The sequence below is a fragment of the Mucilaginibacter sp. cycad4 genome (genome assembly GCF_034263275.1).
Lineage (GTDB): Bacteria > Bacteroidota > Bacteroidia > Sphingobacteriales > Sphingobacteriaceae > Mucilaginibacter.
In genome coordinates, this window is sequence record NZ_CP139559.1 from 5,834,864 (window position 1) to 5,851,082 (window position 16,219).

Here is a 16,219-nt window from a genome sequence, read left to right on the forward strand (position 1 = left end):
ATGACACGTTCCAATCTTCATATCACTTTGTCAGACGGTAATCTGCTGCAAGGTGTTGCCGAAAGCAGCAGCGCACCCGAACAGGGCTATTTTGTAGAGCAAGTAATTCTACCGCTTTTATCTTTTAAACATCCTGAAAAAGAACTGGCTTTGCTTGCCGAACATTGCACATTGCACGAACAGCGGATCAATGCGACCTACCGCTATGAAATAGACCTGCAAGCTGAACGCATTACATTTTATGAGGAACATTATAGCTGCAGCAAAGATGCCTTTAAAAAGGGTATCGACCTAACCGGTCGTTATATCTCTTATCTCAAAAAACTGGAAACTGAAACCGAACTATATACCAAACGCAAATTCAGAGGCGTGTCGAATAGTGAATTGGTTCAGCGCATTAATGGCTTGCCAGATTTTAAATGGGATGATGAAGGCGTAGAGATACGGCGCAGAAGCCTTCTGTCCAATGGAGCATTTACCTATCGGATGCAGGGCAATAGGATCATTATTACCAACCACGAAAAACCCGACCGAGTCGGCAGGACTTCCGGAAGGAACCTTTAAAAGTGAACTGAATACAGCATAAATGTTGATCGAATGGGGGCAGAGATGCCCCGCATTCGATCATTTCTTTGGAGTACTCCCGAAAAAATGCGCCGCCCAGCCACTTGCTACCTTCGTCCGCAACAGGCCGGGCGGCGGAATGATGGCCTGACTTTCATTAAAGTGGCTTGCTTTCGCGGCCCGCTTTAACGAAATACAGGCTTTTCTGTTCAAAAGATTGGGATGTCATATGTATTCTCTTGTGTCTGGTTTTGATGTTTCAGGTCAACCAGAAAAAGTTGACAATATGAATTGCTAATCGGTACTGTGTTTCGCCAAAGCATAAGACGATGGCGAAACGCAGAGCATTCTTTAATAATTATGCTGATAGTTGTATTTCGGACGGTCTCTTCGGATCAGCTTCTTTTCTAATATCGCCGCTCGCTCCCTGGGTTTGGCATGGTCATAATCATATTCGTCATAAATTATCCCCCTTAGTTCATGTTCGTTCAAGCGCGCTTTCATGCGGTCGGCATAGCAAATGCCGTGGTATACGAGGCGATTACGGTACCAAAGCGTGTAGTTCACAGTGTCATGAGGGGCAGAGATTAGCTTATTTAAAGCATAAAGACCCAATGCTGCTACACCTAATTGCAATAGCGGGTTGGAGTTGCTCTGGTTGTTAAGATTAAGGTTGTTATTCATTACCCTAAAGGTAGGAGGAAATAAGACCGAACTATAATTCATTTTAAAAAAAACTGACGACTGTTAGGCTTTTATGCACTTTGAGGCGAAGTGGGAGCCCGTTGCAAAACTTTTCAAAAATTTGCGGATAATAAGGGAGATTTATAGACAAAAAAATAAAATTACATGTTGTAATTTTATAAATCAATTAACCTTGGAATTTACCATCCTATTGAAATTTGGTAAGAACTTGATTGAATTGCTCGGTTATTGAATCTAAAAATCAACCTAACTTAAATCAATTTTCACATGATTAATAATATTGCGGAGCTTTTAGAAGCACTCGTGAAAGCCGAGAGAGAAATGCTATCAAAAGAAGATATTCCGCATCGCGTTACCATAGGCGATATGTATGAGGAGCTAACGGCCGAAATAATCCAAAGGAGCTTTTTTGATGGACTTAATTTAAATGTTGTAACGGGATCGTTTATTGAAAACCCTGTGGGTGTATACTCCAAGGAAATGGATGTGATGTTGATTGAAGGTGAAGCTAAGCGAATTGGACGGACGCGGAGATATAAAGTTTCTCCCGATCAAGTAATCGCCGTTATTCAAGTAAAAAAAACCTTAAACAAACAGCAATTATCAAGTGCTTATGAAAACCTAAAAGACGTTTACGACATTTCAGAATGGGATCAGTGTCCCACATATACTCAACACCTTTGGCGAAATTCGTTTCTTCAAATTTGTAATAAAGATATTGTTGATAGGCAAAAGTTGAGGACAGATTTTGCCGACAAAACGGAAGAACAAGTATTTCATATGCTGGCATTGGAGGCAGCTATGCCAATTAGAATCGTAATAAGCTATGAGGGTTATAAAACCGAACATGGACTGAGGCAGGGAGTTTACGATTTTGTTTCAGACAACCTTTCGACGGTAGATGAGATGAAACACGGTTATTCGCCATTGATTTTTCCAAACTTAATTATTAATGAAGGGATTAGTTTAATAAAAGGAAATGCACAACCTTATGTTGGACCTATGATCGATGGACAGTGGGCTTTTTACTTTTCACATCCTAAAAAACCAATGGTTCACCTCTTAGAAGTCATCTGGACACGTCTTACTTATAGGTTTAATATCACATCTGATATCTTTGGGGAAGATTTGGAAATTGATGGTCTAAACACTCTTTTTCTTGCTAATATGGTAAATGTTGATGGCATACAAGCATGGAACATTGAATACGTTTCCACCAGCAAAGAACGACTTGAGCAAGAAATCGTGATCAAAGATTGGGAACCGGTAAAGTTAAGTTTTCAGGAATATGCTTTGATAATGTACTTGATTAATATCGGTAGTATAAATAATCGAGAGATCAAAAGTATCTTCGGGAAAGACGATGAAAATTTTGTTAGTGATAGTTTTTTAAAACACCTGGTAAATTCTCATTTAATTGTTGTAGATACAATAGGTCAAGTGTCCTTAGCGACCACTGAATGCAAAACCATGCACATAGAAGGAAATGGGTTTTTCGCCGCAGATGACCGCTCTGGCAGGTTCAGTCGATGGCTCGAAAAAATGAAAGGGACACCAAAACCAGATAATACCTGATAGAAATTAAGCCAATAATTTTAATTCATCAAACTTACTTTGACAAGGCACTATTTGTTTTTAGCTTCGGCTTAGTAAGATTTAAAATTTCTTCTTTAGCCGATTGAATCCTTTTGATAATGGAATCAATTTCCTCAACCGTAAACCACTTGTAGTTTGGACTATCCCGGTATTCCATTAGCCCGATTGCATAACTATATTCAAGATTGTTTGTGGCTTGTGTCGTAGGGTAATGAGCAAATTGATTTCTAATCGAGTTTAAATAAGTCAGTTCATCCATTAGTTTCTTATATGGATGACCTTTTTTCTTCGAAGGTTCAAAACCTTCATCTATTGCGCGGTTCAAGAGGATAGTTTTTACAGAAGTTCTTTTAGCTTCAAAAGTCATTCTGTCAAACACAATGTTTTGCATTTTCCGCCTGTCAACACCATCTCCTGCAAATTCGGCCGCAAGCAACGCCTCAATGTCTTTCTCAAACATTGCAAAATGAGCAATAATTTTACCTCTCACCGGGTAAGTTCGTTCCTCGTAATTTGGTTCAAAACAGTCTGGATCAAAATCTTCAATTCGCATCGTAAAAGATTGTAGTGTAGCCGAAGTTATCTAATACAAGATACAAACATCCTAACTTCTGTAAAGCATTATTTAAGGTTATTGTTTTTTTATACTTTTATAAGTATCATTAATGTTAAATATTTGAATAGCCTGTAGAAAGGCATTCTATAAACCTTATCAATGAGCGCTAACAATAGAAAATTTCCAAAAGGGTCAGAATGGAGAAAATGGGATTTACACGTCCACACACCATATTCTCTCGTCGAAGGTTTTACCGGAACTACTATTGATGAAAAGTGGGAAAATTTCATCAAAGACTTAGAAGATCTCCCCGAAGAATTTCAGGTGATAGGTATTAATGATTATCTATTTATTGATGGCTACAAAAAAATCTTGGAATATCGTCGAGCTGGCCGGTTAAAAAACATTCAGACTATATTACCAGTCGTCGAATTTCGGGTGAAAAAGTTTGCCGGGCATAAAGATTTTAAAAGAATAAATTTTCATGTAATATTTTCAGACGAACTGACTCCTGAAATAATTGAAAGCCAGTTTCTAAACAGCTTAACCTCTAAATACCACCTTACTCCTGGTATCAATGGAATACGATGGAACGGTGTTGTAACTAAGGAAAGTCTAGAAGATTTAGGCGCCGCAATAAAACAAAGTGTATCTCCTGAGCAATTAGCAAAGTACGGCAGCGATTTGCAGGAGGGCTTTAACAATTTAAACTTGGATGAGGAAGATATTTTCAAGGTACTTAAAGAAAATACTTATCTAAAAGGCAAATCATTAACTGCCATAGGAAAAACAGAATGGGAAAGCCTTTCATGGAGTGACCAAAGTATAGCTGAAAAGAAAGACGTAATAAACAAGGTTGATCTCGTATTTATATCCTCGGAGACTGTTGAAGCTTGCCATAATGCAAAGAAAAAGCTAACAGAACAATTGGTTAATAATCTTCTGCTTGATTGTAGTGATGCTCATTATAATTCCACTAACATCTCTATTAAAGATAGAATTGGTAAGTGTTTCACCTGGATTAAAGCAGATCCAACATTTAATGGCCTCAAGCAAATTGTACATGAGCCGGATACTCGTATAATCATCCGGGACATACGACCTGACACTAAAACGGATTATAATGTTTTAGATAAAGTGAGATTTGTTGGCGTAAAAGATGATTTTTTTGGTAATGATGTTATTGAACTCAACCCTAATTTGAACGTAATTATCGGTGGAAAATCATCAGGTAAATCTTTACTGTTATTTCATACTGCTAAAACTGTCGATCCTGTTCAGGTAAAAGAGAAGTTAGGCATTGTTGGTGAGAAAGAATACGATTTGAAGTCAAGGCTTTCTGATTTTGATTTTGAGGTTCATTGGAAAGATGGCCATATAGACCTGCTGTCAGCAGATCCAGACACAAGAACGCGGCAAATTACCTACGTTCCGCAGATGTATATCAACCATCTGGCAGAACAAAAAGGCGAAAAGAAATTAGGTGAATTGATAGAAAGCATATTACTACAGAACCCCAATTTCAAGACCTTTTATGAGGATAAAACTGAAATCATCCAAAATCTAAACTTAGAAATTGCCAATGATATAAATGAAATTTTTATCATAAAGGAAAATTATCAGCAAGCCCACAAGGAGCATAAAGCTATAGGGGACAAAACAGCTATTACTTCAAATATTGCTTCGATACAAAAGGACATTTCAGATCTTAAAAGTAAATCAGGTTTTTCAGACATCGAGGTGAAGCAATATGAACGTCTGGTAAAGAGGAAACAAATATCAGGTAATAATCTTGAACGGCTAAATAATTATCTCGGAACAGTCGACGATTATCTTGAGACGATTGTGCAACTTAAAACTGATGCTAACGACACGATTGACAACTTCGCAATTAATGAAGCAGATTTTGATGGAGATATATCTGCTACAAAATTTGTTTCAACCAACAAAGAATTGGACAAAAAAACGAGTGAAGATGCTTTTAAATTAATTGAAGCAAAATATGTATCAATAAAAGCGGACATACGAAAGATTATCAATAGAAAAGTTGAAGCATTGGCAGGCATCGAAAAGGAATTTGAACCATTTAATACAAAAATAAAAAGCCAAGAGCAGCTGAAGACTTTGAATCAACGAATGGAGCAAGATCAGAATAAGATCAAGTCACTGGATGAAAAAGCAAAGCAAATGCAAAAAATTGCTGATGCAGGAAAGTTGAAGAAAGAACAAATTTTAAATAATTCGGATAATGTATTTAAATCTTATCAGGAAATTTTAAATGAAATTAAGAAGCCAGAATTAGCCAAGATCGGAACGGATTTAAAGCTTGATGTAAATTTGGAAATCGACTTACCTTCATTTCAAAATGGCTTTTGTAGCTTGCTCGATGGACGGTCTAATTTTAACGTAATCTTTGGAAACAGTTTTAATGCCAGTAATGAATATGTTTACGAAGAAGGCACGCATCAGTCAAACCTAAAGGCTATTTATGAAAAGGTGTGGTTTCATGAGAAAAACAATATAAAGTTCAAAGCAGGATTCGGCCCGAAGCAAGCAATTTCTCAACTGCTTAAGGACAACTTTAAGTTTAAATACAATATTCTTTACAATGGCGATGATATTCTGCAAATGTCGCCAGGTAAGAGAGGGCTTGTTTTGATGCAAATCATATTACATTTAAGTAATGCTGAACATCCAATCCTAATAGATCAACCAGAAGATAATCTTGACAATAGGACTATTTACAATGATCTTAATGCTTTTATAAAGGAAAAAAAGATTAAAAGACAAATTATTTTAGTCACCCATAATGCAAACCTGGTAGTATCTACTGACGCTGAACAGGTTATTATTGCGAATCAGAACGGACAAGATAAAGGTAAGACTAACGAAAAATATCAATTTGAGTACGCTTCCGGTTCGCTTGAAAACACTTTTAAAGACTCTAACCAAGATGGTATACTAAACCAAATGGGTATTCGTGAACATGTTTGTGATATTCTTGAAGGTGGTGAAGTAGCATTTCAATATCGTGAAAGAAAATATGGCTTTAAAAATTAACAATCTATATGATCAATTGGATAAATAATCGATTCGGCACCAATTTTAAGGAAGCAGAGATTGAGAGTATAAAAGACTTTTCGTTAATCTGGAATATTTTTGAGCGATATGTTTGCAATAACAACTTTACGATTGACCGCGCGGAAAATGAAATATCAGTTAAAAAAATTGATATAGCTAAGTTTCAAACACACCTTGACTATTTCAAGAGCCGTTACACCGAAAACGGAAATGTAAATCATCGCTTTGCTCATTTAAACTTCCGGGCAAATGATAGACAACAGCTGGTAAACGATGTACTTTTAGGCGGAGTGGCAAAGCCAAACCAAGTTATATTGGCATTAGTCATTATAGTTTATAGATACCGTAATAATTTATTTCATGGAATTAAGGATATACAACTCATTGATCAACAAAACGAAAATTTCGAGATTGCAAATTCATTTTTGACCACGCTGCTTGACTATTTTTAGGTGTATTGACTTAATTCAAAGCAGCTATTTGACATTACTTCCGCTGTGAAAAGTACCTTGTGGCACCTGCTCACGTACTTGCACGCGCTTGTTTTGTGCCGGATACGGTGTGTTTTTTCATCTGACCTTGGCAAGGTGAGTACCGGCAAAATACTTAGTAATCCATCAGTTCCTTAAGGGGCACATTCAGCCCCTTCGCCAATTCAGTAAGAGATATTAGAGTAAGATTATATTCACCGTTCTCATACTTTTTAATGTCAGCGTGATCGATGTTGCAATTAAGTGCGAGTTTCCGCAGAGATAGGTTTTGTTTTTTGCGAAGCGCTTGGAGATGTTTTCCAAATTTAATAAGAGTTTCCTTATGTTGTTCGCTTAGCATCGTTCTGATTAGTACAGCGAAAATTGTCGTTTTTTACTTCAAAAGTGGTGGAGAGTATCCCACCACTTAGTATATTTGCCTGAATGTGAGTGTAAATACCGCTATTATGCTTAGTATTATGCCACCAATTATGAATTAAGAAGATGTCAAAATTAAAACGACAATGGGAAGTCCGTCAATCAGCTGAAGCTCCAATGGCTTACTCCCAAGCCAAAAAAGGCAAACAATGGTATTTTGCTATTGCGCTGATTGTGTTATGGGCGCTGATTTATTTAGGTATTAAACTGCAAATTATTCATGCTTTATAACTCAGGGTTATAATTTTATGAGGTAAATCAATTTTAGCCTTTTGTATATTAGTTTTTAAAAATAACCTATGAAAATCGTCCTTAAGTCTATTGCAATAATTTCCTTATTGATAGTTTACGGAGAGCTGGCTCTCTGTCAAATACCAACCAGGATAATTAGCGGTAAAGTAATGATCAATGACGGCAGTCTAATCCCAAAGCAGGAAAAATACGCGCTAATAACCGATAGCCTCAAAAAGCAACTTGAAGCTAATCCGAATGATACTACCAGTTTATTTTATCGGGCGCTTCTCTTAGATTGTTTTAATGAACAATTAGCGAAGCCGGCACCGACCGAAAAAGGCGCTTTGGAAAATTTACAGCGCGCGGCCAATTTGATTGATAAAGCTATTTCTTTAAAGATGCAGGATTTTAAACTAAAAGTTTTACGGGCCCAGGTTTACAAGGATTTGGCTTACCGGTTTGGTGGAGATGAATCTTATAAATTTACTGTAAAACAAATAAATGAGCGCCGGGTTTTGTTCAACACTTATAAAGAAAAAGCAAATAAATTATATAATGAACTAGCGGAGATTGATAAGGATAATGCTTACGATTACCAGAAGCTGAAAGTCAATTACGACTATCCAATTAAACCTTAAATTTTAAAGTCTAGTAATTCCTTTGGTTCGACTTCCAAACCCTTTGCAAGTTCAAAAATTGTCGATAGTTGAACATCCCATGTAGCATTCTCAATTTTTGAGATTTGACTATCGTCAAGATCACATTTAGCCGCAAGCGCTCTTAGCGAAAGCTTTTTAGCATTTCGGATCTTTTTCAAATTTGTTCCAAAACCTTCTTTCAAGTGGTCGTAATTACTTTTCAATGCTTTGCTGTAAATATCAGACTCAAAATGAATTAATATTTTCATCAAAATGCGGTAATATTCTTCCGCAATTCAAAAAGATTATTATATTTGTTTTGCGATACTTCTTGAATTAAACTGAAGCATTCGCTTTGTCTCGACTTAGAAACGTGAGAAATTTCAACCCTCCGAGACGTAAGTGACGGCCCATATCCTATACCATAGGTGTGGGCTCGCTTATCGTTGGGTGGGCTCTTCTCACGTGCCTTAAGTCGATAAGTTGAGTCCACGCCTATGGTTTTTCTGTAGGACCGACTTGCAAAATCAAAGATTGCATGGAAGCGGTTTATCATAACATTCAACCTTATCCGGGATTACCTTTTAAAAAGGTAATGGAGAGCTTCTTTGCCAAACATTCGCCGGAGTCGGCGAGGTTTATGTTTTGGAAGTTTTTTCAATGTTGGGCCATTAAGGACTGTAAGATCAATGCGGAAATTTCCGATGAGGAAGTAGCCCAATTCTTCGACCAGTTGGGCGATTTTGTCGCCGCGGCCTACCTGGAACATCAATCAATCAACTCAAACAAGCAGAAAGGAGAACGGCATGAATAAACTCCCCGTACATTCCTGGCTGCTTTTAATATCCCCTCCCGAATAATGACGCGAGACGGCAATCGGTATTAAGATCAGTTAATTAGTTAGTCCGATTGCCGCTCTCTTTTAATTCCCTCCATTTTCTCGTAACAAAGCCTGCAAATCAGGCATGAAGGCCTTTAATCATATCGATTTGCAGGAAAAATCTGACAAATCCCTTATGAAAAAAACTATAATATTTATGGTAATGGCCGCGCTTTGCCATATTTTCCAAGCGCACTCGCAAACTAACTACCTTATTAAAGGACGGGTTATCGACTCCACCACCAATGCTCCGCTACCAGGTGCAACGATCAGGATCAAATCTACAGCCCAGTTGTTCCACACCGATAAAAACGGCGCTTTCGCAATCTCATCCCCAAATGCAACAGGAAAACTCTCGGTTAGCTACACTGGCTACAATCCGGATGAAATTGAATTCTACAGCTCTAAAGACAGTATAATCATTAAGCTTAGATTCAATATTAATAATATTAAAGAAGTTGGCGTTGTATCGACAGGTTATCAGACCATTTCAAAGGACAGGGCAACAGGATCCTTCGCGGTAGTTAATAATGAACTGCTTAACAGAAGAACCGGCCCGGATATCCTAAGTAAACTGGAAGGTGTTGTTCCTGGGTTACTGTTTAACCGAAACACCGCAGTTAACGCCAACGGCACAGCTGATATTAACATCCGCGGACATAGCACGTTGCTATCCAATGATCAACCTTTGATTGTTATCGATGGATTCCCTTATCAGGGTGATTTAAACAACATCAATCCAAACGACATTGAGAACATCACTGTGTTGAAAGATGCGGCGGCTGCTTCGATCTGGGGTGTACGCTCCGGTAATGGCGTGATTGTGCTTACCACCAAAAAAGGTAAAGAAAACCAGAAATTAAGAATTGAAATAAACGCGAACGCTACTTTTTCAAAAAAGCCTGACCTACACTACGATCCCAATTTTTTGAATTCAAGCGACTATATAGACATTGAAAAACTGCTCTTTGATCAAGGCTACTTCGACTCCCAGATCAGCGACCCTTCCCAGGTTATTTCACCGGTAGTGCAAATCCTTGCCAAACAGCGTTCAGGTGAAATCAGCAACGATGTGGCAAATTCGTTCGTAAACGGCCTAAGAACTGTCGATTCGAGGGATGGACTGGGTAAATATTTTTACAAAAGGTCTGTTAACCAGCAATACAATTTAAATATCAGGGGTGGCGGTCTTAAGAACGACTATTATGTTTCTGTTGGCGAAGATCACCTTAACCCTAATTTAACCGGAAACACAAATAACAGGTTTACCCTCAATTCGAGCTTTAATTTTTATCCTACAAAGAACCTTACGATCAGTGTTGGTTCCAAATACACCATTTCGAATCAACACAGCAATAGCCAGCTAAACAATATTGGCGTGAGGGGCAACATGGGCAATCATATTTATCCCTACACCCAATTCGAAGATGCTAACGGAAATCCGGTTTCAACAACAAAAAACTACAATTCCGATTTTATCGCCTCCGCCCAGCAGGCCGGTTACCTGAACTGGAATTATGTTCCTCTTGACGAGCAACGCCTTTCTGATAACGCAATTTCTTCCAGGGACAACTTATTGAACTTTGGTGCCAATTACAAAATAATTAAAGGCCTTAGCGCAGACGTAAAATATCAATTCGAAAACGCTAATTCGCAGAATTCAATTTATTACAGTTCTGATAGCTATTATGCAAGGAACCTGATTAATGAGTATTCGCAAATTAACCCGAACGGAACAACTACTTACCCAATTCCCGTTGGTGGCATCTTGCAAAAATCTGATGCGTTTCTGAACGCGTACCAGGCGCGGGCGCAATTGAACTACAACAATTTATTCCATAATGACCATGAAATAACGGCTATAGTTGGGGCTGAATTGAACAGCACCATAAATAAAAGTAATTCTTCAACCGCTTACGGTTATAACAAGGATACCGAATCGAATACGTCTAAGATTGATTTCGCAGACCTTTATAATTTAAATCCCGATCTGGGAACTGCCCAAATACCGAATAACCAGAATTTTTCGAAAACAACCGACCATTTCATATCTTACTTTGGCAACGCTTCGTATGGCTATAAACGGAGATATATCATATCATTAAGTGGCCGGATTGATAAATCGAATCTGTTCGGGGTAGCAACGAACGATAAAGCTGTTCCGTTATTTTCTACGGGGCTGGCATGGGATATAAGCAAAGAACTATTTTATCACCTCAACTGGCTACCTGATCTTAAGATCAGAACGACTTACGGTTATAATGCCAATATCAACAAGTCGGCTACTGCAGTTACCACATTATTACAGCTCAGCAATTCGTATTTCAACGGACTTCCCTACAATGAGATCGCGAATCCCGGCAACCCGGAGTTGCGTTGGGAAAAAGATCGTATGATCAATCTTGGAGTTGATTTTTCATCGAAAAATAATATTATTTCCGGCACTTTCGATTATTTCCTCAAACGAAGCACCGACTTGTTTGGCCCGTCTCCGCTTCCTCCGTCAACCGGCGTTACGAGTTTCTTTGGCAACACTGCAAGTACAGCCGGGCACGGATTTGAACTGGTCCTGAACTCCCAGAATATTAGCCTCCCGGATTTTACCTGGTCTACCAACTTCCTTTTAAGCTACGTTATCGACAAGGTAAGGAACTATTCAGGTGAATATACTACTATAGATTACCTGAGGGCGGGCGCAGAATCGATCACGCCAATCAACGGTTCGCCGTCTTTTGGAATTTACAGTTTTAAGTCAGGTCCATTAACACACGACACAGGCGATCCGCAGGGCTATGTTGAAGGTCAGGCAAGCACCGATTACACCAACATTATTGGCAAAACTACCGTTTCTGATCTATACTATAACGGGCCATCACGACCGACTACTTTTGGTTCACTCCGAAACAATTTCAGGTACAAGAGCTGGTCACTTTCAGCTAACATCATTTTCAAGCTAAATTATTATTTCAGGCGTACGTCTACCTCGATATCTTATGCGGGTATTGTTTATGGCGGGTGGGACGCTGATTATGCCAGGCGATGGCAAAAGCCAGGCGACGAAAATCAAACTTCGGTTCCATCAATACAACTCCCTCCAGCAAACACCGACCGGGAAACTTTCTATGATTATTCCCAGGCACTGGTTGATAAGGGCGATCACCTGAGGCTTCAGGATATCCGGCTTTCCTACGATATGAAATTTAGCAGGACAAGTAAGTTTAAGATAAACCACCTGAACCTTTTTGCTTACCTGAATAATGTGGGCATACTCTGGAGGGCAAATAAGGACCATCTCGATCCTGATCTGTTTACAGGATCATTACCGGCACCACTTACCATTTCTTTCGGATTTAACACCAGCTTCTAATTATGAAACCATTAGTTTATATCAAATGCACAGTTGTCCTTTCTGCCTTCCTCACATTGCTTGGCAGCTGTAAAAAGGAAGACAATTTCTTAAGCACAAAGCCTAACCAAAATTTGGCAGTCCCGTCAAACCTTACTGATTTGGTCAATCTTTTAAATAATGAAACGGTTTTCAACCGCGGAGCTGATCCGGCTTTAGGAGAGATATCATCCGATGATTTCAATGTAGCTGACATTATTTATCCCAACTTATCACTAAACCTTGAGCGAAATACCTATACCTGGCAGAAGACCCTTTATGATGCCACATTCACACAGATACCTGATTGGGACAACCCCTATGCAATAATTTACTACTCCAATATAATACTGGAGGCGTTACCGAAGATTGATATATCAGGACAAAAGGGATTAGCTGATCAAGTTAGAGGGGCTGCCTTGTTTTATCGAGGTTATTCCTATTATAATTTAGTACAAACATTCGCACTTCCTTATGATGCTTCAAACGCAGGCAACATTCCTGGGGTTCCTATCAGACTGAATTCAGATCTTAACCTCAGACCAAAGCGGTCGAGTTTAGCGGAATGCTATAAACAAATTATCACTGACATACAACAAGCAATACCGCTGCTTCCTGTCGTTCCCAAAGTTAAAACGCAGCCTTCACAGCCTGCAGCAAATGCCCTGATGGCCCGTATTGAACTTGCCCTCGGTAATTACGCCGATGCGTTAACCTATGCCAACGCTTGTTTAAGCAAAAACAGCGCCTTAACTAACTACAATGGCCTGACCACGCCAAGTACAACCGGTCTCAGTAAAACGTATTTGGACGAGGATATTTACCATAGCACATTGAACAACTATTCGATCTTTTCCAGGACATTTAATTATGTCCCTCCCGCTTTTATTGCCCTTTATGATGTAAATGACCTGCGAAGAACCAAGTTTTTTACAGTATTGAGCAACCAAACACAATACCCTCGATTTGTCGGCTCTTATGATATCCGCAGCTTAAAATATAGCGGTCTTGCTACCGACGAAGTATACCTCATAAAAGCTGAATGCCTGGCAAGAACCAACGACTTAACAAATGCGATGTCAACGCTTAATACTTTATTAATTAAACGCTGGAAACCCAATACTTTTATTCCTGTCACCGCAGAAACACAGGACGAAGCCATAGACAAAATTCTATTGGAACGCCGAAAAGAATTGCTTTTCAGAGGGCTCCGGTGGACTGATCTACGGCGATTGAACAAAGATCCCAAGTATGCAATAACGTTGACTCGAGTCATTGGAAACGACACTTACACCTTACCGCCTAATGATCCCCGTTACGCGATGCCGATTCCCGACAATGAAATATCACTTGAAGGTATTATTCAAAACCCTCGATAAATTTAAAAAGATGAAAAATATAATTCTCTATGTTATCCTGTCATTCCTGTTCTCAAATACAGCCAATGCCCAGATGCAGTCCATTAAAATCGATGGCATCTTCAATTCTCTCAAGAAAAACGATACCGTTTCTATAAAAATCAACAAACACCCTGAACTACCACCATCTCCTCATTTGTATGAAGTTTTTAATGTAGCTCTGGTAAATAATAAATTACAATTCAGTTTTACCACCAAAGCGGCGATATCACTTATCGAAATTTTTCCGAAGAGTGCCAGTTTGCCTGGTTTAGGCATTTACCTGGAGAAGGGAAAGTCCTTGGGTTTTGTAGAAAACAATGGTAAATACAATTTTTATGGTAAGAATGCAAATCAATATAGCAAGGAACAAAACCTGCGAGAACTTAGTCAAAGCTTCACTCATATTCTTAAAAAACGCTTGAATACCGGCAATTTGGATAAATACCTGACTGCAGTAGATTCAAGCATTATAAAATCTTTAGACTTTCTGTCAAAAAATAAATCTGTGTTTAGTAAAGACCTTTATGACTTATGGGAATCCAACATAGTTTATGGCGTTCAAGGTCAAAAAAATGCGATTCTTTTAAAAAAAGCCAGTACTCTTCCCCCTGATTCAATAGTTGCTTTTAGAAAAATATACGAAAAACATGAAATCAGGGTAGAGCTTTTTCCGAAGGTCCAATCTGATAGCCCCGAAATGCAATTCAGATCAACTGCATTTCCCTTTTATGTTTATAATAAGTATTCAATAGATTCTTGTTTTTTTACGCAAAAGCCATTTAGTGAATCAAAATATCTCGATTATATTAACCAGAAATATTCCGGGAAGTTGGCAGTTCGGCTTTCTTTATATCTCCTTGTTTATCAGGAAAGCAAGTCCAAAGATAATCTTGAGTCATATATCAAGCGATTAATCTCGGTAACTAAAGACCCGTTCTATCGAAGCTTTTTAATTAATCTGAAGCGTGTGTACTACGATGCGAATGTCATTAGCTATGTACTCACTGATCAAAATGGTAAAAAAGTGAATCTGAACAGTTATTTGGGAAAAGTTATCGTATTCGACTTTTGGTATACTGGCTGCGGCAACTGTGCACGAATGGCTCCGATTCTTGCCAGAATTGAAGAAAATTATAAAAACAATAAAGATGTGGTGTTTCTTTCGATCGCCATTGATAAACTCAAAAAACGATGGCTGGAATCGGTCGCTTCCCATCGATACAGTTCACCGCTAAGTACAAATTTTTATACTTCTGGCAAAGGAAGTGCCGATCCAATGATTCAGGAATTAAATATTCAATCTTTTCCGACCATGTTTATTATAGACAAACGAGGGCATCTTACACCGAATTTCAATGATTTGCGTGTGGACAACGGAGAGGATTTTATAAATAAACTTACGCGAGTCTTGAAAGATTAAAAGTAAAAAGGTTACCACCTATATCGGTGGTAACCTCTTAAAATTAACGATACAACCCTTTATCAGACTCTGAAGCATGATTTGAGGGCACAACGTTATTGGTTGGAGCGGTGTTTGTAACGATTGTACAAATCCCTACAGAACCGGCAGTACAATCCTTACTGGCTGGTTGTGTGGTGGTCCAAAAGAATGAGTTTGGCTGAGCGGGATTTTCTGTGCTAACTGCATAATAAGTTAATGCGTTAGGCTTCGCGGCCGGGCTAAATGCAAATGCGCTGCCGATACTGCTCACTGCAGTTAAGGCCATAAGGCCCATCTTGATCTTTTTCATGATATTGTATTTAAAAATTAAAAGAATACCGGTTTTACTACAGGACCAGCTTTAACCTGATTTCGCGCGTGAAATATTTTTAAAAAGGCTTTCGGTTATTGATGCCTTCTTTAGTCTTGTATTGTAGAAATAAACCTGCTGTTGCAAATAACAAAAATGCGATATTGAATATAAGGTGCTGTCCCCAACCCAAACGGTTGATTATGCCTCCGCAGGAACAGGGTATTTTTTTAAAGAACCCCAACAAGATAGCAGCGATATAGGCCGTAAATAAAAGCATAAGTAAAGCCGCAGCCCATAAACCGGTTTTTCGGGTTCTTTCCCTAAGCAAGAGAACACATATACCAATTTCGACAGCTGGAACGAAATAGACCAATAAGGATGAAATCCAGGCAGGGAAAGGCTGTTTATGCATAGCCCTTTGGAAACCTGCAAAATCGAAAAGTTTACTGAAACTCGCGTATAAAAACATGGTCAATAACAACAGCACGGCTGCATCTATAATAAATTGCTTTTTCATC

16 protein-coding genes are annotated in these 16,219 nt (G+C 38.6%); 10 read left to right on the top strand and 6 right to left on the bottom strand.

The window, feature by feature from the left end:
• Positions 1-564, top strand: coding sequence for a hypothetical protein (locus SNE26_RS23925; protein ID WP_321556376.1), 564 nt, complete (start codon positions 1-3; stop codon positions 562-564).
• A gap of 351 nt (positions 565-915) precedes the next feature.
• On the opposite strand, the gene SNE26_RS23930 is transcribed toward SNE26_RS23925, so the two are convergent.
• On the bottom strand, positions 916-1,248 hold the full coding sequence (locus tag SNE26_RS23930) for a hypothetical protein (RefSeq protein ID WP_321556377.1): 333 nt from the start codon (positions 1,246-1,248) through the stop codon (positions 916-918).
• Between the two features lie 288 nt (positions 1,249-1,536).
• On the opposite strand from SNE26_RS23930, the gene SNE26_RS23935 reads away from it, so the two are divergent.
• The gene (locus tag SNE26_RS23935) at positions 1,537-2,844 is read left to right on the top strand and encodes a DUF6602 domain-containing protein (protein ID WP_321556378.1); all 1,308 of its coding nucleotides are present in this window, start codon (positions 1,537-1,539) and stop codon (positions 2,842-2,844) included.
• A 34-nt stretch (positions 2,845-2,878) separates the two neighbouring features.
• Here the strand turns inward: SNE26_RS23935 and SNE26_RS23940 are convergent, their stop codons facing one another.
• Positions 2,879-3,418, bottom strand: coding sequence for a hypothetical protein (locus SNE26_RS23940; RefSeq protein ID WP_321556379.1), 540 nt, complete (start codon positions 3,416-3,418; stop codon positions 2,879-2,881).
• Between the two features lie 162 nt (positions 3,419-3,580).
• Here SNE26_RS23940 and SNE26_RS23945 point away from each other — a divergent pair, with 162 nt between their 5' ends.
• Together SNE26_RS23945 and SNE26_RS23950 are read left to right on the top strand one after the other, a co-directional pair.
• Positions 3,581-6,481, top strand: coding sequence for a TrlF family AAA-like ATPase (locus tag SNE26_RS23945; protein ID WP_321556380.1), 2,901 nt, complete (start codon positions 3,581-3,583; stop codon positions 6,479-6,481).
• An 8-nt stretch (positions 6,482-6,489) separates the two neighbouring features.
• On the top strand, positions 6,490-6,954 hold the full coding sequence (locus SNE26_RS23950) for a hypothetical protein (RefSeq protein WP_321556381.1): 465 nt from the start codon (positions 6,490-6,492) through the stop codon (positions 6,952-6,954).
• Positions 6,955-7,108: 154 nt separating this feature from the next.
• Here SNE26_RS23950 and SNE26_RS23955 read toward each other — a convergent pair whose 3' ends face one another.
• A complete protein-coding gene (locus SNE26_RS23955) occupies positions 7,109-7,333 on the bottom strand; it encodes a helix-turn-helix transcriptional regulator (protein WP_321556382.1) in 225 nt (74 codons plus the stop codon).
• Between the two features lie 143 nt (positions 7,334-7,476).
• On the opposite strand from SNE26_RS23955, the gene SNE26_RS23960 reads away from it, so the two are divergent.
• Together SNE26_RS23960 and SNE26_RS23965 are read left to right on the top strand one after the other, a co-directional pair.
• Positions 7,477-7,641 (top strand): hypothetical protein, encoded by a 165-nt coding sequence (locus SNE26_RS23960; RefSeq protein ID WP_321556383.1) that lies wholly within the window; start codon positions 7,477-7,479, stop codon positions 7,639-7,641.
• Positions 7,642-7,709: 68 nt separating this feature from the next.
• Entirely contained in the window at positions 7,710-8,282 is a 573-nt protein-coding gene (locus SNE26_RS23965; RefSeq protein WP_321556384.1) for a hypothetical protein, read from the top strand.
• Here SNE26_RS23965 and SNE26_RS23970 read toward each other — a convergent pair.
• Entirely contained in the window at positions 8,279-8,551 is a 273-nt protein-coding gene (locus SNE26_RS23970; RefSeq protein WP_321556385.1) for a helix-turn-helix transcriptional regulator, read from the bottom strand. The genes SNE26_RS23965 and SNE26_RS23970 overlap by 4 nt on opposite strands.
• A gap of 269 nt (positions 8,552-8,820) precedes the next feature.
• Here SNE26_RS23970 and SNE26_RS23975 point away from each other — a divergent pair, with 269 nt between their 5' ends.
• The 4 genes from SNE26_RS23975 to SNE26_RS23990 all read left to right on the top strand — a co-directional run bounded on the left by SNE26_RS23975 (position 8,821) and on the right by SNE26_RS23990 (position 15,367).
• A complete protein-coding gene (locus SNE26_RS23975; protein WP_321556386.1) occupies positions 8,821-9,096 on the top strand; it encodes a hypothetical protein in 276 nt (91 codons plus the stop codon).
• A gap of 202 nt (positions 9,097-9,298) precedes the next feature.
• Positions 9,299-12,529: a SusC/RagA family TonB-linked outer membrane protein gene (locus SNE26_RS23980; RefSeq protein ID WP_321556387.1), complete on the top strand. Its 3,231-nt coding sequence runs from the start codon at positions 9,299-9,301 to the stop codon at positions 12,527-12,529.
• A gap of 2 nt (positions 12,530-12,531) precedes the next feature.
• Entirely contained in the window at positions 12,532-13,926 is a 1,395-nt protein-coding gene (locus tag SNE26_RS23985; RefSeq protein ID WP_321556388.1) for a RagB/SusD family nutrient uptake outer membrane protein, read from the top strand.
• 10 nt (positions 13,927-13,936) lie between these two features.
• Positions 13,937-15,367, top strand: a complete 1,431-nt coding sequence (locus SNE26_RS23990; protein ID WP_321556389.1) for a TlpA disulfide reductase family protein — start codon at positions 13,937-13,939, stop codon at positions 15,365-15,367.
• Between the two features lie 43 nt (positions 15,368-15,410).
• On the opposite strand, the gene SNE26_RS23995 is transcribed toward SNE26_RS23990, so the two are convergent.
• Together SNE26_RS23995 and SNE26_RS24000 are read right to left on the bottom strand one after the other, a co-directional pair.
• Positions 15,411-15,698, bottom strand: coding sequence for a DUF6520 family protein (locus tag SNE26_RS23995; protein ID WP_321556390.1), 288 nt, complete (start codon positions 15,696-15,698; stop codon positions 15,411-15,413).
• A 79-nt stretch (positions 15,699-15,777) separates the two neighbouring features.
• Positions 15,778-16,218, bottom strand: coding sequence for a MauE/DoxX family redox-associated membrane protein (locus SNE26_RS24000; RefSeq protein WP_321556391.1), 441 nt, complete (start codon positions 16,216-16,218; stop codon positions 15,778-15,780).
• Position 16,219 lies beyond the last annotated feature (1 nt).

Excerpts from the sequence above, each read along its gene's own strand:
- SNE26_RS23970 (WP_321556385.1), bottom strand. The coding sequence starts at position 8,551 with ATGAAAATATTAATTCATTTTGAGTCTGATATTTACAGCAAAGCATTG.
- SNE26_RS23990 (WP_321556389.1), top strand. The coding sequence starts at position 13,937 with ATGAAAAATATAATTCTCTATGTTATCCTGTCATTCCTGTTCTCAAAT.
- SNE26_RS23960 (WP_321556383.1), top strand. The coding sequence starts at position 7,477 with ATGTCAAAATTAAAACGACAATGGGAAGTCCGTCAATCAGCTGAAGCT.
- SNE26_RS23935 (WP_321556378.1), top strand. The coding sequence starts at position 1,537 with ATGATTAATAATATTGCGGAGCTTTTAGAAGCACTCGTGAAAGCCGAG.
- SNE26_RS23995 (WP_321556390.1), bottom strand. The coding sequence starts at position 15,698 with ATGAAAAAGATCAAGATGGGCCTTATGGCCTTAACTGCAGTGAGCAGT.
- SNE26_RS23950 (WP_321556381.1), top strand. The coding sequence starts at position 6,490 with ATGATCAATTGGATAAATAATCGATTCGGCACCAATTTTAAGGAAGCA.
- SNE26_RS23930 (WP_321556377.1), bottom strand. The coding sequence starts at position 1,248 with ATGAATAACAACCTTAATCTTAACAACCAGAGCAACTCCAACCCGCTA.
- SNE26_RS23955 (WP_321556382.1), bottom strand. The coding sequence starts at position 7,333 with ATGCTAAGCGAACAACATAAGGAAACTCTTATTAAATTTGGAAAACAT.
- SNE26_RS23925 (WP_321556376.1), top strand. The coding sequence starts at position 1 with ATGACACGTTCCAATCTTCATATCACTTTGTCAGACGGTAATCTGCTG.
- SNE26_RS23940 (WP_321556379.1), bottom strand. The coding sequence starts at position 3,418 with ATGCGAATTGAAGATTTTGATCCAGACTGTTTTGAACCAAATTACGAG.
- SNE26_RS23945 (WP_321556380.1), top strand. The coding sequence starts at position 3,581 with ATGAGCGCTAACAATAGAAAATTTCCAAAAGGGTCAGAATGGAGAAAA.
- SNE26_RS23985 (WP_321556388.1), top strand. The coding sequence starts at position 12,532 with ATGAAACCATTAGTTTATATCAAATGCACAGTTGTCCTTTCTGCCTTC.
- SNE26_RS24000 (WP_321556391.1), bottom strand. The coding sequence starts at position 16,218 with ATGAAAAAGCAATTTATTATAGATGCAGCCGTGCTGTTGTTATTGACC.
- SNE26_RS23965 (WP_321556384.1), top strand. The coding sequence starts at position 7,710 with ATGAAAATCGTCCTTAAGTCTATTGCAATAATTTCCTTATTGATAGTT.
- SNE26_RS23980 (WP_321556387.1), top strand. The coding sequence starts at position 9,299 with ATGAAAAAAACTATAATATTTATGGTAATGGCCGCGCTTTGCCATATT.
- SNE26_RS23975 (WP_321556386.1), top strand. The coding sequence starts at position 8,821 with ATGGAAGCGGTTTATCATAACATTCAACCTTATCCGGGATTACCTTTT.